General features: G+C 41.7%; 23 protein-coding genes. All 23 read left to right on the forward strand.

What is annotated here, in order from left to right; translation table 11 throughout:
- Positions 1 to 83 precede the first annotated feature (83 nt).
- The 23 genes from spoVE to EIZ39_RS02110 all read left to right on the forward strand — a co-directional run bounded on the left by spoVE (position 84) and on the right by EIZ39_RS02110 (position 23837).
- Positions 84 to 1172, forward strand: coding sequence for a stage V sporulation protein E (spoVE, locus tag EIZ39_RS02000; RefSeq protein WP_129196858.1), 1089 nt, complete (start codon positions 84 to 86; stop codon positions 1170 to 1172).
- A 53-nt stretch (positions 1173 to 1225) separates the two neighbouring features.
- Positions 1226 to 2326, forward strand: coding sequence for an undecaprenyldiphospho-muramoylpentapeptide beta-N-acetylglucosaminyltransferase (gene murG, locus EIZ39_RS02005; RefSeq protein WP_129196860.1), 1101 nt, complete (start codon positions 1226 to 1228; stop codon positions 2324 to 2326).
- Between the two features lie 163 nt (positions 2327 to 2489).
- The gene (gene murB / locus EIZ39_RS02010) at positions 2490 to 3395 is read left to right on the forward strand and encodes a UDP-N-acetylmuramate dehydrogenase (RefSeq protein ID WP_129196862.1); all 906 of its coding nucleotides are present in this window, start codon (positions 2490 to 2492) and stop codon (positions 3393 to 3395) included.
- 15 nt (positions 3396 to 3410) lie between these two features.
- Entirely contained in the window at positions 3411 to 4664 is a 1254-nt protein-coding gene (murA, locus tag EIZ39_RS02015; protein WP_129196864.1) for a UDP-N-acetylglucosamine 1-carboxyvinyltransferase, read from the forward strand.
- Positions 4665 to 4776: 112 nt separating this feature from the next.
- On the forward strand, positions 4777 to 5550 hold the full coding sequence (locus EIZ39_RS02020) for a cell division protein FtsQ/DivIB (protein WP_164984853.1): 774 nt from the start codon (positions 4777 to 4779) through the stop codon (positions 5548 to 5550).
- Positions 5547 to 6296, forward strand: a complete 750-nt coding sequence (locus EIZ39_RS02025) for a DUF881 domain-containing protein (protein WP_129196868.1) — start codon at positions 5547 to 5549, stop codon at positions 6294 to 6296. Before EIZ39_RS02020 ends, EIZ39_RS02025 begins: the two co-directional genes overlap by 4 nt.
- 1 nt (position 6297) lies before the next feature.
- The gene (locus EIZ39_RS02030) at positions 6298 to 7014 is read left to right on the forward strand and encodes a DUF881 domain-containing protein (protein ID WP_129196870.1); all 717 of its coding nucleotides are present in this window, start codon (positions 6298 to 6300) and stop codon (positions 7012 to 7014) included.
- Between the two features lie 4 nt (positions 7015 to 7018).
- The gene (locus EIZ39_RS02035; protein WP_129196872.1) at positions 7019 to 7375 is read left to right on the forward strand and encodes a small basic family protein; all 357 of its coding nucleotides are present in this window, start codon (positions 7019 to 7021) and stop codon (positions 7373 to 7375) included.
- Between the two features lie 290 nt (positions 7376 to 7665).
- Complete coding sequence (gene ftsA / locus EIZ39_RS02040) at positions 7666 to 8931, forward strand: cell division protein FtsA (RefSeq protein WP_129196875.1); 1266 nt, start codon at positions 7666 to 7668, stop codon at positions 8929 to 8931.
- Positions 8932 to 8976: 45 nt separating this feature from the next.
- The gene (gene ftsZ, locus EIZ39_RS02045) at positions 8977 to 10110 is read left to right on the forward strand and encodes a cell division protein FtsZ (protein ID WP_129196877.1); all 1134 of its coding nucleotides are present in this window, start codon (positions 8977 to 8979) and stop codon (positions 10108 to 10110) included.
- A gap of 263 nt (positions 10111 to 10373) precedes the next feature.
- Positions 10374 to 11333: a sigma-E processing peptidase SpoIIGA gene (spoIIGA, locus tag EIZ39_RS02050; protein ID WP_129196879.1), complete on the forward strand. Its 960-nt coding sequence runs from the start codon at positions 10374 to 10376 to the stop codon at positions 11331 to 11333.
- Positions 11334 to 11359: 26 nt separating this feature from the next.
- A complete protein-coding gene (gene sigE, locus EIZ39_RS02055; RefSeq protein ID WP_129196881.1) occupies positions 11360 to 12082 on the forward strand; it encodes an RNA polymerase sporulation sigma factor SigE in 723 nt (240 codons plus the stop codon).
- 136 nt (positions 12083 to 12218) lie between these two features.
- Entirely contained in the window at positions 12219 to 12995 is a 777-nt protein-coding gene (sigG, locus tag EIZ39_RS02060) for an RNA polymerase sporulation sigma factor SigG (protein WP_129196883.1), read from the forward strand.
- A 124-nt stretch (positions 12996 to 13119) separates the two neighbouring features.
- Complete coding sequence (locus EIZ39_RS02065) at positions 13120 to 13407, forward strand: YlmC/YmxH family sporulation protein (RefSeq protein ID WP_129196885.1); 288 nt, start codon at positions 13120 to 13122, stop codon at positions 13405 to 13407.
- Between the two features lie 196 nt (positions 13408 to 13603).
- Positions 13604 to 14428 (forward strand): peptidoglycan editing factor PgeF, encoded by an 825-nt coding sequence (gene pgeF, locus EIZ39_RS02070; RefSeq protein ID WP_240675669.1) that lies wholly within the window; start codon positions 13604 to 13606, stop codon positions 14426 to 14428.
- A 10-nt stretch (positions 14429 to 14438) separates the two neighbouring features.
- Positions 14439 to 15131 carry a YggS family pyridoxal phosphate-dependent enzyme gene (locus EIZ39_RS02075; protein WP_240675670.1) on the forward strand — a complete coding sequence of 231 codons (693 nt, stop codon included), beginning with the start codon at positions 14439 to 14441 and terminating at the stop codon, positions 15129 to 15131.
- A gap of 14 nt (positions 15132 to 15145) precedes the next feature.
- Positions 15146 to 15589: a cell division protein SepF gene (locus EIZ39_RS02080; protein WP_129196887.1), complete on the forward strand. Its 444-nt coding sequence runs from the start codon at positions 15146 to 15148 to the stop codon at positions 15587 to 15589.
- 47 nt (positions 15590 to 15636) lie between these two features.
- A complete protein-coding gene (locus tag EIZ39_RS02085; RefSeq protein ID WP_129196889.1) occupies positions 15637 to 15906 on the forward strand; it encodes a YggT family protein in 270 nt (89 codons plus the stop codon).
- Between the two features lie 13 nt (positions 15907 to 15919).
- Complete coding sequence (locus tag EIZ39_RS02090) at positions 15920 to 16699, forward strand: YlmH family RNA-binding protein (protein ID WP_129196891.1); 780 nt, start codon at positions 15920 to 15922, stop codon at positions 16697 to 16699.
- A 22-nt stretch (positions 16700 to 16721) separates the two neighbouring features.
- Entirely contained in the window at positions 16722 to 17213 is a 492-nt protein-coding gene (locus tag EIZ39_RS02095; RefSeq protein ID WP_129196893.1) for a DivIVA domain-containing protein, read from the forward strand.
- 192 nt (positions 17214 to 17405) lie between these two features.
- Complete coding sequence (gene ileS / locus EIZ39_RS02100; RefSeq protein WP_129196895.1) at positions 17406 to 20162, forward strand: isoleucine--tRNA ligase; 2757 nt, start codon at positions 17406 to 17408, stop codon at positions 20160 to 20162.
- Between the two features lie 181 nt (positions 20163 to 20343).
- Complete coding sequence (locus tag EIZ39_RS02105; RefSeq protein WP_164984854.1) at positions 20344 to 20970, forward strand: DUF4912 domain-containing protein; 627 nt, start codon at positions 20344 to 20346, stop codon at positions 20968 to 20970.
- Positions 20971 to 20990: 20 nt separating this feature from the next.
- The gene (locus EIZ39_RS02110) at positions 20991 to 23837 is read left to right on the forward strand and encodes a 1,4-alpha-glucan branching protein domain-containing protein (protein ID WP_129196900.1); all 2847 of its coding nucleotides are present in this window, start codon (positions 20991 to 20993) and stop codon (positions 23835 to 23837) included.
- The last annotated feature ends 1 nt before the right edge of the window (position 23838 follow it).

The following is a 23838-nucleotide window of genomic DNA, read 5'->3' on the forward strand; positions in this document are numbered from 1 at the left end:
CAAGGGCTTCTCCGGGGATTTGTTGCCTTTCCTCATTGCTTGCCTCAATGTACGGCTAATAAGACGATGTAGAGGTGGCGGCTGTGGCAAAGGCAAGATCAACTCCTGATTTTATTATTATTATTTCAACACTCATTCTCTTGTGTATCGGCGTAGTCATGGTTTACAGTTCCAGTGCAGTGGTAGCTATAGGTAAAGGAGATCCGTTCTTCTTTACGAAAAGGCAGCTCATCTTTGCTATACTGGGTATTGTAGCCATGTTTTTTATGATGAACATGGATTACTGGGTTTGGAAGAAGTGGGCAAAAGTTGGTCTTTATCTTTGTTTTGCTCTATTAGTCCTAGTTTTAATTATCGGCAATACCGTAAATGGAGCAAAAAGCTGGCTAGGAATTGGAGCGTTTGGGATTCAGCCAGCAGAATTTACGAAATTGGGAATGGTTGTGTTCCTGGCAAAGTGGCTCTCGGAAAACCAAAAGGACATTGTTTCCTTTCGCAAGGGACTTATACCTGCTCTTGGCATACCTGGGCTTGCGTTTGCCCTCATCATGCTACAACCTGATCTTGGTACGGGAACAGTTCTGATGGGGACAGCGGTGTTGATGATATTTGTTGCAGGGTGCAGAATCCAGCATCTAATGGGGCTAGCATTCTTAGGGGTAGCTGGGTTTGTAGGACTAATCTTAGCTGCACCTTACCGAATTAAGCGAATTACGGCTTTTATTGATCCTTGGCAAGACCCTTTAGGAGCCGGTTATCAGCTGATTCAATCGCTTTATGCGATAGGACCAGGGGGCATTATGGGGCTTGGGCTTGGGATGAGCCGACAAAAATTCTACTATCTTCCCGAACCATATAACGATTTCATTTTTTCTATCTTAGCAGAAGAATTAGGTTTTATAGGTGGTGCTCTTGTATTGATGTTGTTTTTGCTCATCTTATGGAGAGGGATGAGAGTGGCCATCACGGCACCTGACCAGTTTGGAAGCTTACTTGCGGTAGGTATAGTGGGAATGATCGCGATTCAAGTTATTATTAACGTTGGAGTAGTAACAGGTATGTTCCCGGTTACGGGGATAACACTTCCTTTTCTGAGCTATGGGGGTTCTTCTTTAACCTTAATCCTAACCGGTATGGGGGTTTTGTTGAATATATCCCGCTTTGCCAGGTAAGAGAATAAATTCAATGACAAGTCATTGGATGGATTTAAGTGGTGATAAAATAAATGAAAATTATCGTAACAGGTGGGGGAACAGGCGGACATATTTACCCTGCCTTAGCCTTAGCAAAGAAAGTGATGGAACAACATCCAGATGGTGAAGTTCTGTATATTGGGAGCGACAAGGGCTTAGAGGCGGATATTGTGCCTAGAGCCGGGTTTAAATTTGAAGCGATTGAAATTAGTGGCTTCAAGAGAAGCTTATCGTTGGAAAATATGAAAACGATCATCCGTTTTCTTAAGGGAGTCTCTGCTTCCAAAAAGCTCATTCGGGATTTTGGAGCGGATGCCGTCATTGGTACAGGTGGTTATGTTTGTGGCCCGGTTGTCTATGCTGCAGCGAAGCTAGGAGTCCCTACGATGATTCATGAACAAAATGTAATTCCAGGACTAACCAATAAATTTCTTTCCCGATATGCCGATCGAATTGCCGTATCCTTTTCTTCTTCTGCACAGTATTTTTCTACTGATAAGGTGGTGCTAACAGGTAATCCAAGAGCCTCAGAGGTAGCAAAGGCCGACCCTCAACAAGGAAGAGCCTCACTTGACCTACGAACTAATCGTAAGATGGTATTAGTGGTGGGGGGGAGCAGAGGAGCCAGAGCAATTAACGAAGCCTTCCTAGAGGCGGTTCCTGTATTAGCCAATCAAAAGGACTTACACTTCGTTTACGTTACAGGGGAAGTTCACTATGAGAACGTTGTAGCTAAGCTGAAAAAAGGTGGAGAGATTCCTTCTAATGTCAGCATATATCCCTTCATCTATAACATGCCTGAAGTTTTGGCCGCAACAGACCTTATCATTAATCGAGCAGGAGCCTCGTTTTTAGCTGAGATTACTTCGTTAGGAATTCCCTCCATTCTCGTACCCTCACCGTACGTAACCAATAATCATCAGGAGAAAAACGCTAGATGGCTAGAGGATAATGGAGCAGCTACCGTATTGTTGGAAAAGGATTTAACGGCGAATACTCTTGTAGAATCCATTGAACAGATCATCCAAGACCCTATAAAATGGAGAGCAATGGGAGAAGCAGCCAAAAGTCTTGGAGAACCACTTTCTGTAGAGAAGCTTTATGGTGAGCTCAAAGAGCTTATTGGTCATTAGGCGAATGTCACAAAAGGTGAAGACCCAGCATAAAGTATACTATTAACGTGATACAGGAAAAACTTAGTTTTTCTGCATCCTGTCGAAGGTGAATAATGGTGGTTCAACGCTTGGCAGGATGATCAAAGATACCATGGCATCTAAAGGAGGGGGCAGTAGGGTAATGAAAGAAATACTAGAGGAATTAAGATCACAAGACGTAGGAATGGTATTAGAACAAGAGCCCCTTGCCAACCATACCACATGGAAAATCGGTGGCCCAGCAGACTTGTTTATACAGCCAAAAGATAAATTTGGTCTGGCAAATGCAATGAGAGTCGTAAAAAAATACAACCTGCCCTGGCGTGTGATTGGAAAAGGCTCCAATATGTTGGTACGGGATAAGGGAATCCGCGGAGTAGTTTTTAAATTGGCTGATGGATTGGATCATCTTCGATTTGAAGATGATGTGGTGCATGTCGGAGCGGGATATTCATTTATTCGGCTATCTGTTATGGCAGGAAAAGAGGGACTCACGGGATTGGAGTTTGCCGGCGGAATACCCGGTTCTGTAGGTGGAGCCGTTTACATGAATGCAGGTGCCCATGGATCTGAAGTATCACGAATATTCAAATCAGCCGAGGTCTTACTTGAAACCGGTGAATTGGTTGAATATTTGCATGATGACATGAAATTTAGTTATCGTCATTCTATCCTTCAGGAAACAGGAGGACTGGTTGTATCTACCGTATTTAAGCTGGAGCATGGAAATCGAAAGAAAATCGCAGATTCTATGGCTAGTTATAAAGATAGACGAAGAGCAACCCAACCTTTGCAGTTGCCTTGTGCTGGGAGTGTGTTCCGTAATCCACTGCCAGATCATGCAGGAAGGCTCATTGAGGCAGCTGGTCTGAAAGGATATCGAATTGGTGATGCACAAGTCTCGGAGAAGCATGCCAATTTCATAGTGAATCGGGGAAAGGCGACTGCAGAGGATGTCCTCATGCTGATAGAACATATAAAAAAGGAAATCGCTGAAAGGTATAAGGTTCAGTTAGTTCCAGAAGTTGAGGTGGTGGGTGAAGGATAATCCGGAGGTGAAACCATGGAGAAATTTGCTGTCCAAGGTGGAAGGCCACTATCCGGCTGCCTTCGCATCCAAGGATCTAAGAATGCGGCCCTTCCGATCTTAGCAGCTACGGTGCTGGCGGGTGGTCAGTACTCCATTCAGGATGTTCCTCACCTTACCGACATATCAGTCATGCTTGAGATTCTGACGACTCTCGGGGCAAAATCCAATCATGAACAATCTGTATTAACATTAGATACATCCTCGCTTTTTTCCTCACATATTCCTGTAGACTTAATGGGACAGATGAGATCATCTATCTTCCTCATGGGTCCGATGCTGGCCCGATTTGGCGAAGTAACGATTTATCCGCCAGGTGGCTGTGCCATCGGAGAGCGGAAAATTGATCTTCACATTCAAGGATTGAAAGCACTCGGAGCAAACTTTACGTATTTTGAGGACCATATTCATTGCAGTGCTAAGGAATTGATTGGAGCAGATATTGGGCTTAGTTTTCCAAGTGTCGGGGCAACAGAAAATATTATGATGGCTGCCACATTGGCTAAAGGGAAGACCATCATTCGAAATGCAGCAAAAGAACCAGAAATCATAGATCTACAAAATTTCTTAAACAGAATGGGTGCGAAAGTTTGTGGAGCTGGTACTGCTGTTATTGAGATTGAAGGTGTGGAGCGTTTAGAGGCGGTAAGCTACAAGGTCATACCTGATCGAATTGTAGCAGGGACCATGTTGTTAGCAGCTTGTATGACCGGTGGTCGATTGACGTTGGAGAACATCGTCAATGAACATCTTACGGGTCTTATTGATATCGTTAAGCAATGTGGTGTTGAAATCGAATATGCCCATGATATAATAATAGTATCTAATAACGTGCCCATTCAGCCAGTATCCGTTGTGACTGGACCTTACCCAGAGTTCCCAACGGATATGCAAGCACAACTAATGGCATTTCTTGCTTTATCTAAGGGAACTAGCGTTATTCGTGAAACGGTATTTGACGGAAGGTTCAAGCATGTTGAAGCTTTGAAGAAGATGGGTGCACAGATAAATATTATGGGGAAGGAAGCCCATATTCAGGGAGGCACAGCTTTTAAGGGCGCCGAAGTTAACGCAACAGATTTGCGAGGAGGCGCGGCTTTAGTATTGGCTGGATTGGCAGCAAGCGGAACAACATTTGTCAATCAGGTTCATCATATTGACAGGGGCTATGAGAGAATTGAACGCCAGTTGCAGTCGATTGGGGCTTCTATCAAACGAATACAGACGTAAGTATATTTAAGCGGCATAGTTGATATGCCGCTTTTCAATCGTAGTTGGAAGTTAAAAAACTAGGATAAAATACAAACAATGTAGTCCTTCCATGGAAGAGAGGAGACAAGCTATGGGGAATATGGAGAGAGTTCCCGCGCTAACTAAAGAACACAAAACCAAAAAAAGAGGAAGGAGCATCATCAAGACCTTAGGTTGGTTTTTTTTATTTGGTCTATGCGTTCTTATTTTTTTACGTTCTCCTCTTAGTAAGATTGATATCATTACAATTCGAGGAAACGAAATGATACAGGAATCGGAAATTAGTGAGAAATCAGGCATTAAGAAAGGAGATTCTTATTTTTCTATCGATGCTGAGGAGATTAAACTGGTTTTAGAGACAATTCCCGAAATTAGAGAAGCAGAAGTAACTCGTGAGTTCCCAGGGCATGTATTCATTGATATTAAAGAACACCGTCATGTGGCCTTTATGATGGAGCACAATAATAAGATCGTTCCAGTTCTGGAAAATGGAATAAGGTTGGAAAATAGACTATGGAATGATAGAGTTATAGATAAGCCTATTTTGCGTGAGTGGGAGGACGATGCCCTCCTACCTAAGCTGTGTGAAGAGTTGATGAAGCTTGAGCCTCTAGTGCTGCACGCTATATCTGAGATAGAGCCTGCTAGACTTGAGGATCCGCAAAGATTAGTACTTTATATGAAAGATGGTTATGAAGTTCACACATCGGTGAGACACTTTGCTAAGAATATGTCATGGTATCCATCTTTTGTAGCCAATCTTAAGCAAGAAGGAAAAGAGAAAGGGATGATCATGCTGCTCGATGGAAAATGGTTTATTCCCTATGACAACCTAGAGGATAAGGGAGTGGGGAAACCAGAATGAGAATTCGCAGAATACATGTTTATCTGACTTTGGTCTTGCTTGCTTTTGGCTTCATCATTTCTTATTCGGTCCAATTCACAAAGAGTATCTCAACGAGTAATCCCTCTATTACCGATTCCCAATGGGAGAAAAAGCAACAACTTCAAGAAAAGATACTAGAGGAACAAATTCAAGTTCAGAAACTCGAAGAGCAATTACAGAAAATAAAGCAGAGAGTTTCGGAATTCGAGAAAAAGATGGGGGAGCAAGAGGATCAAGCCAGAGAAGTATTAGAAGAGTTGGATGAGCTTCGGATGTGGGCGGGGCTGCTACCTGTGACGGGTAAAGGTCTAATGGTTACATTAAACGATAGCAAGACGCTTCCTGAATCAGGAAATATGAACGATTATATTGTCCATGAAGAACAGATTCGCCAAGTAGTTAATGAGCTATTTTCATCAGGGGCTGAAGCTATCAGTATAAATGGGCAAAGGCTCACTACCATTTCCGCTATTCGTTGTGTAGGGCCAACTGTACTTGTTAATGAAGTGAAGACTGTACCTCCGTTTGAAATATCAGTTATTGGGGAGTCGGAGATTCTCTTAAGTGCCTTGGAAATGCCAGGGGGAGTAATCCAGAGTCTTAAAGAGTTCTCGAATATAGAGGTAAAGCTAGAGAAGAAGGATAAAGTTGACCTTCCTGCCTATACCGGAGATAGTCAGAAAATGTTTCGCCCGGACAACTTAAGTATGAAAGAGGATTCATAGAATGAAGCCTACAAGAGAATTTCCTTTTATTATTATTTTCATTAGTATTATTATCGGGTTTATGCTTTCGGTTCAATACAAATCGTATAACACGAGTGCTACCCCTGAAGCAAAGGACATTTCGCAGCTGCGGCAGGACTTACAAAAGGAAATGGAACGGCACCAACGCATTCTAACCGAAATCTCAAAGTATGATCAATTATTGTATGAATACGAGAACCCACTAAATCAAGCGGATTCCTTGAAAGTTATGAAAGAGGAATTGAGCAGAATAAAAGTGTTTGCAGGATTGTCTTCTCTTGAAGGAAGAGGCCTATCCATAAAGATTGAAGAGCTCCCGAGTTTCTCGAGCGATCAAGAAATCAGCAGCTTAACTCAGATATTTGATGATGATATTCGCTATATTGTCAATGAGTTGTTCGGAGCAGGTGCACAAGCCATATCGATCAATGGAAACCGAATGACACCTACCACGTCTATAAGAAATGTCGGCAATGACATTCAAGTAGATACAAAGGTGATTAAGCTTCCCTATGATATTAGAGTTATTGGAGATCCAGAAGTTCTCGAGTCTGCTTTGAAGCTAAAGGGATTTGAAGAGTATTTCAATATAATCAATAAGAAAATTACAATGAAAAAGCTAGACAAATTACTTATTCCTGCCTATGATGGAAAAGGTATGATCCGTTATATGAAACCACTGAAGGAAGGGTCATAATACTATGTGGTTGCCAATTATTGGTCTCATTGCTGGAATTATTTTAGGTCTTTCATCAGAGATTACTGTGCCTGTAGAATACAGGAATTATCTCTCTATTGCGGTACTAGCAGCATTAGATACTGTATTTGGAGGTATACGCTCCTATTTAGAGAATATTTTTGATATTAAAGTGTTTATGTCAGGATTCTTTTTTAATACCCTCTTAGCTGCAGGCCTTGCTTTCTTAGGTGTATATATGGGAGTTGATTTATATCTAGCAGCTATCTTCGCCTTTGGGGTAAGACTTTTTAACAATATCGCTGTTATCCGACGTATCATGATTGGGCGCTGGTTTAAGGACAAGTCCTATAATGAGTAAATAACAGCGCAAATAAGCGGATATCCGACTGAATCTCTAGAATCCGATGTCTGAATACGTCCAATCTTTGGTGTTGTTGTAAATTATTGTTATACAGTTTTTGCGAAAAAATAGCATAAAAAAAAAGGGAATCTACAAGGAATGTTGAATTTATCTAAATAGGTTAAAAAATAACATTAGCCTATCGTCTTTTAATAAGTGAGGAAGAGGTAGTATACCTTCTTCTTAAGAACAGACATAAGTGTTATAGATTTGGAAGATGGAGTTCATGCAGGGGAGGTGCCAAGGGATTGAACAACAACGACCTACTAGTAAGCTTAGACATCGGTACATCCAAAGTGAGAGTCATAATTGGGGAAGTCCATAATGGATCCATTAATATTATAGGGGTGGGTTCGTCCGAATCCCAAGGAATAAAAAAAGGAGCCATCGTTGACATAGACCAGACGGTTCTTGCTATAAGAGAGGCTTTAGATCAAGCGGAGCGCATGGTCGATGTAAGTATCCGGGATGTATACGTTGGAATTTCAGGCAACCATATTGAGTTGGTCATCAGCCAAGGAGTGGTTGCAGTTTCCAGTGAAAACAAGGAAATAGGTGATGAGGATATTCGTAGGGTTACGGATGCTGCAAAAGTCATTGCCATCCCACCGGAAAAAGAAATTATCGATGTCGTTCCAATAGAATACACGATTGATGGTCTATCTGGAGTAAGTGACCCTCATGGTATGATTGGCGTACGCCTTGAGATGGAAGGGACAATTATTACTGGATCTAAGACCATCATTCATAACTTGTACCGTTGTATTGAGAAGGCGGGACTTCATATCGCAGGGTTTTACCTACAATCTTTAGCTGCAAGTGATATTGCCTTATCGAAGGATGAGAAGAATTTAGGCGTGGTACTGGTAGATATGGGAGCTGGATCGACGACAATTGCTATCTTTGAACAAGGCACATTGGCCGGTGTCAGTACGATACCTATCGGGGGAGACTACATAACAAGTGATATTGCCTATGCCCTCCGTACCTCCACTGAAGAGGCTAAGCGTCTTCAACTTAAATATGGATGTGCCATGATTGATCAAGCCTCTCCTAACGAAAAGTTCAAGGTGAAGAGGATAGGCAGCAATACGGATATCGAATGTACTCAATCCGACTTAGCCCATGTTATAGAACCACGGGTAGCAGAAATTGTAGGATTAGTTCAAGAAGAAGTCGTTAAGCTTGGTTATTTTGGAGATATTCCTGCTGGTTTTGTTCTCACTGGTGGCGTAGCTGGTATGCCAGGGGTGGTGGAGTTGGCTAGAGAAGATCTACAAGTGCCGGTAAGGGTTGCTATGCCTGATTATATTGGTGTAAGAGATCCTTCTTATACCATAGGCGTTGGACTCATCAAGTATGCTTCGAAGCATGCAGGCCCTCGCCAGCCTATGATGGTTGAGAAGGAAAAGGTTCCTGCTCAAATGAAGCCAGTTAAGAAAGTTAGCCAGCCAAAGGAAAAGGATAATCGCGTTATTGACAAAGTTAAGAATTGGTTTAGTGAGTTTATCTAGTGATAACGAAGAAGCTTCAAAGACATGTGAGGGGGACTACCAAGAATGTTGGAATTTGATTTGGATATCGACTCACTTGCTCAGATTAAGGTCATAGGAGTTGGTGGCGGCGGAAGTAATGCAGTCAACCGAATGATCGAGATGGGTGTGCAAGGTGTAGAGTTTATTGCGGTAAATACGGATGCTCAAGCTCTTCAATTGTCAAGAGCAGAACAAAAGTTAAAGATTGGTGAAAAGCTAACAAGAGGGCTTGGTGCTGGTGCTAATCCGGATGTAGGGAGAAAAGCAGCAGAAGAAAGTAGAGAACTCATTGAGAATGCGCTCCGTGGATCAGATCTTGTATTTGTAACTGCAGGAATGGGCGGTGGAACAGGTACAGGTGCGGCCCCGGTGATTGCTGATATTGCAAGACAGATGGGAGCACTTACTGTAGGTGTGGTAACTAAGCCATTCTCTTTTGAAGGTAGAAAAAGATCCATGCAAGCCATGGCAGGGGTTAATGCCTTAAAGGAAAAGGTAGATACACTAATTGTTATTCCTAATGATCGACTACTTGAAATTGTAGACAAAAATACACCAATGCTCGAAGCCTTCCGTGAAGCTGATAATGTACTTCGTCAAGGGGTTCAAGGGATCTCAGATCTTATCGCTGTTCCTGGATTAATTAACTTAGACTTTGCAGATGTGAAGACGATCATGACAGAGCGTGGATCTGCATTAATGGGAATTGGTATCGGAACGGGTGAGAACCGTGCAACTGAAGCAGCAAAACAAGCGATTAACAGTCCGTTACTTGAAACTTCTATCGATGGAGCTCGTGGTGTACTCTTGAATATTACAGGAGGACATAACTTAAGTCTCTATGAAGTAAATGAAGCGGCTGATATTGTTGCCTCTGCTTCTGATCAAGAGGTAAACATGATTTTTGGAGCGGTTATCAATGAGAATCTTAAGGATGAGATCATCGTTACGGTAATTGCTACGGGTTTTGAAGAGGCGTCACAGAAACCAAGCAATTTGGACAAGCGTCCACAGGCGACTATCAACAATGCAAGAACTCAAGTAGCAAGTGCTAAAGAAGAAGAAAGATCAGAAGTGCGTCCTTTCCAGAATTTTAATAGTAATAGTTTAGACGTACCTACGTTCCTGCGTAACCGTCGGAACCGAAATAATAAGTAAACAACCAAGTGAGAACTCCGTAGCTAGATTACGGAGTTCTTTTTTTGTTTTCCCTGTTATCAAGTGAAATTCAGATTTATTCTCGTTAAATTCGACGAAAAAAGTGCGTGTGGGTCGGCAAGTTTAGACAGACTTTGAATAGGCTTTATTATATACTGAGAGCACGAAGAGATGACTGTAAGCATTTGGTAACTTCTCAATTCTACGGAAGTTGGTTGTCTGCTAGGAAGGTTAGGATAGAGGAGAGGGGGCTTTGAAATGAAGTGACCGTTTATTTAGATCTTATCTTCTTAACTAATTTCCTGATTGATACGATACTTTTATGGTCAACGGCATTTGTTTTGAAGCTAAAGCCCCGTTGGTACCGTTTGGGACTGGGTGCAGCTATCGGAGCAACTTATACATTAGTTATTTTTTTTCCTTATATTAATGGACTTTTTACTTTTTTCACAAAATTACTTTTCTCTGCTTTAATGGTGTTTTGTACGTTTGGCTATCATCGTATCGGAGCCTTTCTTCAGAGAATCCTTTGTTTCTATATGGTCGCATTTGTTCTTGGTGGTGGGCTATTGGGGCTTCATTTCTTTCTACAGACGGAGAGTGAAATTCTTTCTGGAATTGTCTTTACTCAAACAGGGGGCTTGGGCACCTCCATAACATGGGGGTTTATCCTAATAGCTTTCCCATGTCTTTGGTGGCTTTCCGGAAGAGCATTAAGGCAACTGAAGGAAAATAATCGCAAAGCCACCTTTTATGTAGAATTAGAAGTTTTCATTAACGAACAAGCTATCGCGTGCAGAGGATTAATTGATACAGGAAATCAATTGTATGAACCGATTACCAGATGGCCGGTTACAATTATGGATTTAAATTTGTTCAAAGAAGTTCTTCCTGAGAAGCTATATGCAACGGTGAAAGATAAAAAGGATTTAAGTTCTCATGATATCTTTCCTGACGTTGAGGACGACTGGCTGCAGAAGGTACGCATTATTCCTTATCGTAGCGTGTCTAGGGGAATGGATCTCCTGCTAGCGCTGCGACCAGATAAAGTAAGGCTTATTCAAGATGGTGAAATATATGAAACCAAGAGAGTGTTAATAGGGTTAAATCCCGTTCCTTTATCCTCGGACGGGTCTTACCAAGCCATCGTTCATCCGCAATTCATAGATGGTGGTACGAGGATATCAGACAAGGAGGGAGATTTTTCTAAACAAGCTATGTAGAAGGAATAAAATGTAAGGAGGCCTTTATGATTACTCGGGTTAGATTAATGATGCAACTTATGTGGTTTCGACTTTTACTATTATTAGGTGTAAAAGCCGAAGAAGTTTATTATATCGGTGGAAGCGAAGCACTGCCCCCTCCGCTGAGTAGAGAGGAAGAAGAATATCTTCTCGGCAAGCTGCCTAAGGGTGATGCAGCGGTTAAAGCCATGCTTATTGAACGAAACTTACGTCTCGTTGTCTACATTGCTAGAAAGTTCGAAAATACTGGGATTAACATAGAAGACCTTGTGAGTATTGGTACGATAGGTTTAATTAAAGCGGTTAACACCTTTGATCCAGAAAAGAAAATTAAATTAGCCACCTATGCTTCACGTTGTATTGAAAATGAAATCTTGATGTTTCTACGACGCAATAGCAAGCTTAAGTCTGAAGTATCCTTCGATGAACCCCTCAATATTGATTGGGATGGAAATGAATTATTACTTTCTGACGTATTGGGAACGGAAAACGATACCATTTATCGTGATCTAGAAGATCAAGTAGATCGTAAACTTTTGTATAAAGCATTAGATAAATTGTCAGAACGAGAGCGCACAATAATGGAACTGCGCTTTGGGCTTAATGGTCAGGAAGAAAAGACACAAAAGGATGTTGCGGATATGTTGGGAATATCACAGTCTTACATATCTCGACTTGAAAAACGAATTATAAAGCGTTTGAGAAAGGAATTTAATAAGATGGTTTAACAGGAAGCTTGAGCTTCCTGTTTGTCTTTTTTAACAGTTAGAAAAGTGAGTGACTAGGACCTCTTGTTTATGTTATGCATAAATTTTCCCTCTCAGGAGATAATTAACTGTAACGCTGCTCCTAGGAGGGAGAAAGGTGACACGAAACAAAGTCGAGATTTGTGGCGTAGATACTTCTAAATTACCTGTATTAACGAATAAGGAGATGCGGGAACTTTTTGTTGAGCTACAAAGTGGGAATTACCAAGCCAGGGAAAAACTGGTTAATGGAAATCTACGTTTGGTGTTAAGTGTAATACAGCGTTTTAACAACAGAGGTGAGTATGTTGACGATTTGTTCCAAGTTGGATGTATAGGGCTAATGAAAGCCATTGATAACTTTGACCTTGGACAAAACGTGAAGTTCTCCACCTATGCTGTTCCTATGATTATCGGAGAAATTCGTCGTTATCTTCGTGATAACAATCCCATTCGTGTATCTCGTTCTCTTAGGGATATCGCCTACAAGGCACTGCAGATTCGGGATTCATTAACCAACAGGAATTCTCGTGAACCCACCATTTATGAAATTTCGGAGGCACTCAATGTCCCGAAAGAAGATGTCGTGTTCGCATTGGATGCGATTCAGGATCCAGTGTCTTTATTTGAACCGATCTATCAGGATGGCGGAGACCCCATTTATGTTATGGATCAGATCAGCGATGAGAGGAATAAAGACATCCAATGGGTTGAAGAAATTGCTTTGCGAGAAGCTATGCACCGGTTAAATGACCGTGAGAAACTCATCTTATCTATGCGGTTCTTTGAAGGAAAAACGCAGATGGAAGTTGCAGAGGAAATTGGAATTTCCCAAGCTCAAGTATCACGATTAGAGAAGGCAGCCATTTCTCAAATGCAAAAACACGTACAATAGAATATTTTTTTCATAAAGCATCCAGGGAATCTGGATGCTTTATATTTTTTGTCACATGTTTACCCATCATCGACATATATATGTTAGTAAGATTGGAAGAGCCTTGTTAAGGGTGGGCTAACATATGATGAAAATTTCTGAGTTCCAAACCAAAGATGTGGTCAATGTTTTAGATGGAAGAAGACTGGGTCAGGTTACGGATTTGGAAATTAATTTGAAACTTGGCCAAATTGATGCAATTGTCGTACCCGGTCATGGAAAATTCCTTGGGTTCTTCGGTGGGGGAAGCGATTTAGTTATCCCTTGGAGAAATATAATCAAAATAGGTAAAGACGTTGTGCTTGTCCGTTTAGAAGAAACCCATTATAAGGAACAGAAGCAATTGGAGGAAGAAGGCTATAAGCCTTACTAGGTGAAGGGTCTCTTTTATAGGATTCATACTTTTTAGCGTGCTCTAGAGGGGGAACCTCAAGTTTTTTGGGCACGCCTTTTTGTTTGGAAGAAGATCAGTATAAGATCCTTCAACGCCTTGACAAATCCGGAACATTGAGGTAATGAAGAAGAATATGGTAAGATAAAGTAATACTTTATCATGGGGGGTTTTATCTTTGGAGCCATTTGTTTTGGAACAGGAGACTTCCCTACTTCGAATCATGGATTGGGAAAAGCAATTTCCAGGTCTTGTAGCAGGTTTTACAACCCGTAAGGGTGGGGTGAGCTCCTTTCCATTCGAGTCGATGAACTGCGGACTTCATGTTGGGGATGAGTGTCAGTCTGTTGTTGAAAATAGAAAACAATTATGTAGTACGTTACAGTTCCCTTTCGAGGGTTGGACTTGTGCCGATCAGGTTCATGGTAACCAAATTGCGGTCGTTACGAAATCGGAGTCTGGGCGAGGAAGAATGTCCATGGAAGATGCGATTCCTGGAACAGACGGAATCGTAACTTTGGAGGAAGACGTCTTACTAACCTCTTTTTATGCTGACTGTGTTCCTTTACTTGTCATTGATCCTGTTCAGAAGGTGGCTGGAATTGCCCATGCAGGTTGGAAAGGAACAGCGGCAATTATTTCCCAGAAAATTGTCGAAACGATATCGAATCAATTAGGAGCAAAAAAGGAAAATTTGCGAGTCGCTATCGGACCTTCTATTGGAGGTTGCTGCTATGAGGTAGACGACAGAGTTATTAATCGTCTTGTAGAAAACCTATCCCCAGGCACTAAGGGAGATTGGTTAAAGGATAAAGGAAATGGAAAATACGATGTTGATTTAAAACTAGTTAATTATTATCTGTTCATCCAAGCAGGGATCCCTCCTGAACAAATTCAAGTCAGTTCATGGTGTACTAGATGTCGGAATGATTTGTTCTTTTCCTATCGTGCAGATGGTGGCAAGACGGGAAGAATGGCGGCTTTTCTTGGATGGCGAAAGTGAGGAGTAAACATTGCAGGATATCCAGATTGCTTACCATAACGTAAAAAGCAGAATTGAAGAAGCATGTTCACGTGTGAATCGAAATCCAAGGGATGTAAGTATTATAGCGGTGACTAAATATGTAAGCATGGAGACCACTCAAGCAGCCCTTAATCAGGGAATCTCTCACATTGGGGAAAGTCGTGTTCAAGACGCTGTCCCCAAGTGGGAATTGCTTGGTGAACAAGCCACTTGGCATTTCATTGGCCATTTGCAGACGAATAAAGTTAAAGATGTCGTAGGTCGATTTTCGTATATTCACTCTCTTGATCGCCTCTCTCTTGCAGAAGAGATTGAAAAGCGAAGCAGGCAAAAAGGATTAGTAACTAATTGCTTAGTTCAAGTCAATATATCAGGAGAAGAGACAAAATTCGGTCTAAAGCCGAATCAAGTGTTGGAATTTGTCAAAGAAACAAGTAAGATGAAATATATAAACTTATGTGGATTAATGACGATGGCTCCCTATGAATTGGTACCAGAACAGACCCGCTCGGTTTTTAGGCAGTTGAGAGAACTTCGAACAGAATTAAATGGGTTGCAACTGCCTCGTGTCCAACTAGAACATTTATCTATGGGAATGTCGAATGATTTTGAAGTTGCTATAGAAGAGGGAGCCACCTTTATTCGTTTAGGTTCAGTCCTGGTAGGAAATGAAAAAAACTAGGAGGAGATGAAGCCGTGGGAGTGTTGAACAAGATCATGGGTTATTTAGGTCTCTCAGGGGAGGAGACCTACGAGGATTATCCAGACCGAGCGCAACAAAAGCAAGATATAGAACCGGAAGAGCCGGTATCTATGAACAAAAAAGGACGGAACAATGTTGTAAGTCTTCAACACGCTAAAGAGCAAGTGAAGATGGTGCTAGTGGAACCTAGATCCTATGAAGAAGTTCAGGACATAGCAGATCATTTGCGCTCTAGAAGGCCGGTCATCATTAACCTACAGAGAGTGAATCCAGAGCAAGGGAAACGTATTATCGATTTCTTAAGCGGTACGGTTTATGCGTTGAATGGCGACATCCAAAAGGTAGGTTTGAATATTTTTATGTGTGCACCTGATAATGTAGATATTCACGGAACCATTTCTGAATTGTTAATGAATGAGGATACATATCCCAGATAAGTAGAACCATATACTGATAGAGAAGTATATTTATAGGGGTGAAGCCGTTGGTAGAAACGTTGGAAACGGTCATACGCTTTGCGTTGCAAATCTACACATTTATGATTTTCGGATACATTCTTATGTCCTGGATACCACAATTGAGAGATTCAGCTTTAGGAGATTTTCTGAGCAGGGTCGTAGAGCCTTACTTGCGTCCATTTAAACAGATTATTCCACCTATCGGAATGTTGGATATTTCCCCCATCGTAGCACTTTTTACTTTGTATTTCGCAGAAGAGGGAATGATTTACCTTCTATATCTATTATTAACGTAAGGACTTAACAAAAATGAGTTTGTATGAGCATTTTAGGCCAGAAGAAAGACCCTTCATCGAACGAGCAATAGATTGGCTAGAACAAGTAGACCAGCAACACCATCACCGTCGTACGGATTTTTTGGATCCCAGGCAGATATATATTCTACGGAACTTGTCTAGCCGATTTCAGAATCTAACGTTATCTTCTTTTGGTGGTTATGCTTCTGCGGAGAGGTGCCGAGTCTTGATTCATCAGGACTACTGGTTGCCAGAGGAAGAAGATTACTCCCTAGTGGCTTTTGAAGTAACAAGTCCATCCCCAGGTTTTGGTCAATTGAAACATAAGGACTTCTTGGGTTCATTGACAGGGATTGGATTGAAACGGGACAAGTATGGAGATATTCTTGTTCATTCTGACTCCGCCCAGCTTATTGTAGCTGCAGAGATTGCTGATTATGTTCGATTGCAATTAAACCAAGTCCATCGGTTATCCGTATCCTTAGAACAGATAAGGCTGGGTGAGATTACTCCACTCATTGAAGAATGGAAGGCGACTCATCTCACTGTTTCATCTACGCGAGCGGATGTAGTAGCTGGTGACGTGTTTCGCCTCTCCCGATCTAAGATCCTTCCTCCGATCCGTGCAGGTCATCTGAAGGTGAATTGGATGGTAGTAGATAGCCCTTCCTTCCAGATTAGAGAAGGTGACATCGTATCTTTAAGAGGTTATGGAAGGTTTAAGGTGTTGAAAGAAGAAGGAATGACACGAAAAGGAAATATACGATTAGAAATTGGTCTGCTTTTGAATTGAAACTTTTGCGGAGGTGTACGAGGTGGCATTGACTCCATTAGATATTCATAATAAGGAATTTAGTAAAGCCTTTCGTGGGTATGATGAAGATGAAGTAAACGAGTTTCTGGATCAAATTATTAAAGATATGGAGATCTTAATTAAAGAAAAGCGCGAATTAGAAGAAAAAGTAGGTGCCATTACGGAGCGCTTAAATCATTTCACGAATATAGAAGAAACCTTGAGTAAGTCCATTCTCGTTGCTCAAGAAACGGCTGAAGAAGTAAAAAATAATGCTCGGAAAGAATCGCAACTGATTATCAAGGAAGCTGAGAAAAATGCGGATCGAATTATTAATGAAGCATTATCAAAATCTCGAAAAGTAGTAATGGAGATAGAGGAATTAAAGAAAAAAGCGGCCGTTTACCGTATCCGATTCCGCAGCTTGTTAGAAGCACAGTTAGAGATGCTAGATAGCGGGGACTGGGAAAGGTTCGAGAAAATAGAAGAAGAACTTATTTCGGAAAAAGAGTAAGACTTGAACTGGAGTAGGATTAGAGTTATAATTGTCTAAATCTTTTTCTCCTGTTAACCAAAAGCAGGAGCCTTCTTCATGGAATGAAGAAGGCTTTTGCTCGTCTATGACTTATGTTTAGTAATGTTTGTCTAATTCCTTATTTTTTCTACAATAATGTAGATATCAACTTTTTGTAGGAGTGAAGCCGGTATGGATTATAGTAAGACACTGAATTTACCCAAGACAGATTTTCCCATGCGTGGAAATCTGCCTACTCGTGAGCCTGAGATGCAGGCTTGGTGGGATGAAATAGATATTTATAGTAAAGTGCAGGAACGGACAGCCGGCAGACCTAAGTTTATCCTTCATGATGGGCCTCCATATGCCAACGGAGATATTCATATTGGACATGCTTTAAATAAAGTGATAAAGGATATGATTGTCCGATACAAGTCCATGAACGGATTTGATGCACCTTATGTTCCAGGTTGGGATACGCACGGCTTGCCTATTGAGCATGCCATCATTAAGAATGAAAAAATTGACCGTCATAAGGTAGGGACAGCAGAATTCAGAGAGCGTTGTGCGGAGTATGCTTACTCCTATATTGACAGGCAGCGTGGACAGTTTATGCGCTTGGGTGTTAGAGGAGACTGGCAGAATCCATATATTACATTAAAGCCAGAATACGAAGCAAGACAGATTCGTGTCTTTGGTGAAATGGCCAAAAAAGGCTATATCTATAAAGGGTTAAAAGCTGTATACTGGTCCCCTTCATCTGAAACGGCTTTAGCTGAAGCTGAAATTGAGTACCAAGATAAGCGTTCCGCTTCCATTTATGTTAAATTCCCGGTAGTGGATGGAAAAGGAAAGCTAGAAGAGAATATGAAGGTGGTCATCTGGACGACCACACCATGGACGATTCCTGCGAATCTTGCTATTGCCATTAACCCAGAACTGGAATATGCGGTTGTCGAAGCAGCAGGTGAACAATTGGTACTGGCTTCTGGTTTAGTTGAAGCGGTAGCGAAAACGGTAGGATGGGAAGAGTATACGGTAGTAAAAACCTTTAAGGGTGAAGAGTTGGAGGGTGTTGTTTGTCATCATCCATTCTATGACCGTACTTCTCCATTATTGCTTGGAGACCATGTTACCTTGGATGCAGGGACCGGTTGTGTACACACAGCACCTGGACATGGTGAAGAAGACTTTAATTTAGGACAGAAGTATGGGCTGGCTGTTCTCTGCCCAGTTGATGATAAAGGTAACTTTACGAAGGAAGCTCCAGGATTCGAAGGCTTGTTCTATGATGATGCGAATAAGGTCATTACAGAAAAGCTGAAAGAAGTAGGAGCCCTACTTCACTTGAATTTTATTACTCACCAATATCCACATGACTGGCGTAGTAAGCAACCCGTCATTTACCGAGCAACAGAACAGTGGTTTGCCTCTATTGATGGCTTCCGTGAACAATTGTTAAACTCCATCAAAGAGGTAAAATGGATTCCTGCTTGGGGAGAACAGCGTCTCCATAACATGGTAGCAGATCGTAACGATTGGTGTATTTCCCGTCAGAGAGTATGGGGAGTTCCCATTCCCATGTTCTATTGCCGAGATTGTAATACAGAGATCATTAATGATCAAACCATTGACCATGTGGCTAACCTATTCCGTCAAGAAGGATCACAAGCATGGTTTACAAAAGATATTTCTGAGCTTGTTCCAGCCGATCTTAAGTGTCCTGAATGTGGAACGAAGGAGTTCCGTAAGGAAACAGATATCATGGATGTATGGTTTGATTCTGGTTCAAGTCATGAAGCTGTGTTAAATGAAAGAGATGATTTGGCTTGGCCAGCTGACTTGTACTTAGAAGGATCCGACCAGTACCGTGGTTGGTTCAACTCTTCTTTATCAACATCCGTTGCTGTTCACGGACGTGCCCCATACAAAGGAGTCCTAAGTCACGGCTTTGTTCTTGATGGGGAAGGCAGAAAGATGTCTAAATCCCTTGGTAATGTTGTGATTCCTGCTGAAGTGATGAATAAGCTTGGAGCAGATATTCTTCGTTTATGGGTTGCTTCTGTTGACTATACAGCTGATGTAAGAATCTCTGATAAAATTATGACTCAGATTGCTGAGTCATACCGTAAAATTAGGAACACATTCCGTTTTCTATTAGGAAACCTAGAAGGCTTTGATCCTACAACGGACAGAGTTGAATTTAAAAACTTCCCGGAACTTGATCAATATGTTTGGATTAAGATGCAACAAGTGATTGAACAAGCATTGAAGTCCTATGATCAGTATCAGTTCCATTCGGTGCTCCATGCCGTACACAATTTCTGCACCATTGACTTGAGTCAGTTCTATCTCGATGTCTCTAAAGATCGTCTTTACACAGAAGGTCCTAAGTCGGAAGAGAGACGAGCGGCTCAGACCTTGATGTATGATTTGTTAGTTTCATTGGTGAAACTTACGGCTCCTATTCTTCCTCATACGGCAGATGAAGTCTGGAAGTATATTCCGGGAATGGAGACGTTAAGCGCACAGCTTACTGATATGCCTAAGCCTCAAGCCGAAGTTATGAATGCTGAGCTCGTAGCGAAGTGGGATCAGTTCCTTGAGCTCCGTGACGATGTTCTTAAGGCATTAGAAGAAGCTCGTAAGGAAAAGGTAATTGGTCACTCACTAGGAGCGTCTGTTCATCTCTACCCAGATTCAGAAACTGCTGCTCTACTAGCGAAGTTTGATCGTTTGGATGAATTATTTATCGTTTCTGAAGTGAATGCCCATGAGGATCAAGTACCAGAAACGGCAGTGAAGTTTGAAAAGCTAGCTGTATTGGTCAAACAAGCTGAAGGGGAAAAGTGTGAGCGCTGCTGGATCGTAACTCCTGAAGTGGGACAAGTTGAGGAGCATCCAACGATCTGCCCTCGCTGTGCAAGTGTAATAAAAGAGCATTATTAAGAGGCAAAACGAAAAGGTGATAAATGATCGCGAAGGCGATTCATTTATCACCTTTTTTTATCGACAAAAGTAGAGGAGAAGAGGATACATATTCTGACAGACTTTTCCATTTTCTCTTATTATAATAGATAAGAATCTTAGCACACACGAAATGAAGAGCAGAAGGGAGGGACTTGATGCAATGGATGTCGATATTCAAGAGTTAAGAAAGAAAAAATTTACGATCGAACAGATTGCAGATCACTTAGGGATGACTGTAGGTCAGATCAAGTACAGATTGTACAAAAAGAATCCTTTCCCTCAAGCCGTGGATAAACAGCCTAATCCATCTGTCTCGAGAAAAAAGCCTGCATTGCCAAACTACTACGGAGAGCAAGAAATCGTTTTGATGGTTCAAGGCCCAACCGTTCTCTTTACATATTGGGAAGTTACTTGGCCACTTATGTCCTTGGTCAGCGATTTCTTAGGTGCAGCTTACGAGCATGTAACCAAAGTGATAAGAATATATGATGTGACGGATATATGGTTTGATGGAACCAATCATCATGGGTATCAGGAAGCCATGTTTGAAGACGGTACGGACAACTGGTTTTTCCATAACATGACCCCTAATCGAACCTATATAACGGAAATGGGAATTCTAAGAGACAACCATTATATTCCCCTCATGCGCTCCAAGCCTAAGGCTACTCCGAATAATCAAGAAGCTGGGGAATTTAGTCGATTGGTTGAAGTGACCCCGTCTGTTTCAAGTGAAAGAACCAAACCACGATGGTTTGAAAATTTTTCTACCTATTCAATTTATTAAAATGCAAGGGGTTGAATTCCTTGGTTGATGGAAAAGAGCAAGGGTATCTGGCGCTCGTCCTCCATGCCCATTTACCTTACGTTAGACATATAGAAGAAGAATGCCTAGAAGAACGCTGGCTATTTGAAGCCATCACAGAAACTTATGTACCTTTGCTGCAGACGTTTGAGGATTTAGTTGAAGAAGGGGTGGACTTTCGTATTACGCTCTCTTTTTCACCGACTCTATTAACGATGCTTGCGGACACTCTTTTATTATCTCGATATGAGAGATATTTAACGAAATTAATAGATTTGTCAAAGCTTGAAGTGGCTAGAACTCGACGAGATGATCAGATTAACTCTTTGTCAGTCCGGTATTTAAAAACGTTTATAGGTATCCAAGAATACATGAGGCGTCATGGTTACGAGCTCATTCCACGTTTTAAGGAACTAGCGGAGAAAGGGGTTCTTGAGCTCATTTCGACATCTGCTACACATGGATTTATGCCGGCTATGGAAACAGAGGAAGCAATCTATAGCCAATGGGAAGTAGGGCTGTCTACATTTGAACGCTACTTTGGGTTCCGTCCGAAAGGCGTTTGGTTGCCTGAGTGTGGCTATACTGCGGGTGTAGACCGTGTACTTCGTCAGTTGGGAGTACACTATTTCTTCTGTGATACGCATTCCTTAAAGCATGCGACTCCAAAGCCAAACAGAGGTATCTACGCTCCACTAATGACCGGATATGGTGTGCATGCTTTTGCCAGAGATCCTGAATCCTCATCTCAAGTCTGGAGTTCATATGATGGATATCCAGGAGATTATGATTATCGAGAATACTATCGGGACATTGGGTTTGATTTGCCCTTATCTTATATCAAGCCCTATATCCATTCTGAGGGCATCCGAGTAAACACAGGCATCAAATATTACCGGATAACGGGGCAGGGAGATCATAAGGAACCTTATGTACCCGAATGGGCAATGAATAAGGCTGCCGACCATGCAGGGAATTTCTTGTTTAACCGTGAGCATCAGGTTCGTCACCATCGGGCTAACATGGATAGAAAACCTATCATTGTATCTCCTTACGATGCAGAGCTGTTTGGTCATTGGTGGTATGAAGGTCCACATTTTATCCGCCATCTATGTAAGAAGATTTACTATGACCAACAAGAGGTGAAAATGATTACCCCTTCCGAATATCTGAACCTTTATCCTCACAGTGATACGGGGCATTTGCAGGAATCAAGCTGGGGGAGGAACGGCTATGGAGAGGTGTGGATTAATCCAGATAATGCCTGGATATACCGCCATTTGCACAAAGTGGAAAAAAGAATGGTGGAGTTAGTCGATCAAATGGATTCTCCTACCGCGCTTCAAGAGAGAGCGTTAAATCTAGCTGCCAAACAACTATTATTGGCACAGAGTAGTGACTGGGCATTTATCATAGATAATAAAACCATGGTGGAGTATGCCTTAAGAAGACTTCAGGAGCACCTAGGAACATTCCATCAGCTTTATCTTGGCTTGAAATCTGGACTTCTAGATGAAGACTGGACCCGGGAGCTCGAGCAAAGCTATCCCATTTTTGAGCATATGACGTATCGCGTCTATTCTCCAACCTATCAGCATAGATTAGCAGTAGCATCAGCCTTGCAAGAAGAGGCTTCTCCAACAAGAAGAAGGGTCCTTATGTTGTCTTGGGAGTATCCTCCTAAAATTGTTGGAGGACTATCTCGTGCTGTCTATGATCTTTCAAGATCCCTTGCTAATCAAGGTGAAGAAATTCACGTTCTGACTAGTCACGTAGATGGCTGTCCTTCCTTTGAGTGTATAGAAGGTGTTTATGTTCATCGTCTCCCTTGCCTTCGAGAGAATGATAGAGTGGATTTTATAGATTGGGTTCTTCAATTAAATATAGAAATGGTTTGTTATGTAGAGAAATGTGTAAATAACGGGATTCGTTTTGACTGTATTCATGCACATGACTGGCTGGTTTCCTCAGCTGCCCGTGAATTAAAAAGAACATATCAGCTACCTTTAGTGACTACTATACATGCTACGGAGTTTGGTAGAAATCAAGGTATTTATTCGGATCTCCAACATAAAATTCATGATCAGGAATGTAAATTGACCAATGTTGCGGATAAGGTCATTGTCTGCAGTCAATATATGGCCAAGGAAGTCATCCAATTATTTGACCTACCCGAAGAAAAAGTTTTCGTTATCCCTAATGGAGTAGATCAACAGAAAGTGAAGTATAATCCAGAATCCTCTTTTCAACGTACTGATTATGCTCTTGCTGATGAGAAGATGATTTTTTTCGTGGGTCGACTCGTTAGAGAAAAGGGAGCTCAATACCTAATTGAAGTCGCATCGGAAGTCCTTTCTGTTTGTCCTGAAGCGAAGTTTGTCATATCTGGAAAGGGGCCGATGAAGATTCAGCTAGAACAGATGGCTAAGGATCGAGGAGTTGCCCATAAATTTTTATTTACTGGATTTATTTCGGATGAGCAAAGAAATGGTCTTCTTCATCATGCCTATCTTGCCGTTTTCCCTAGTATTTATGAGCCATTTGGTATTGTGGCTCTTGAGGCGATGGCATCAGGTACCCCTGTCCTTGTCTCAGATACCGGAGGGTTGTCAGAGATTGTCCTTCATGGGGTAAATGGGTTGAAGATCTACCCGGGTCATCCAAATTCACTGAAGGATCAATTAATCTATGCCCTTACCCATGAGCAGGAGATTCAAGGGATGGCTCAGTCTGCCTTAAATATGATAAACGAAGCCTATCAATGGAAGGACTTGAGCAGGATGACAAAAGAGATTTACGACTCATTACCAATGGCCTTAGATTATGTCCTAGTGAAAAGGGAGGAATAGA

Origin of the sequence: Ammoniphilus sp. CFH 90114 (genome assembly GCF_004123195.1) — a bacterium.
In the GTDB taxonomy this organism is placed as follows: domain Bacteria; phylum Bacillota; class Bacilli; order Aneurinibacillales; family RAOX-1; genus YIM-78166.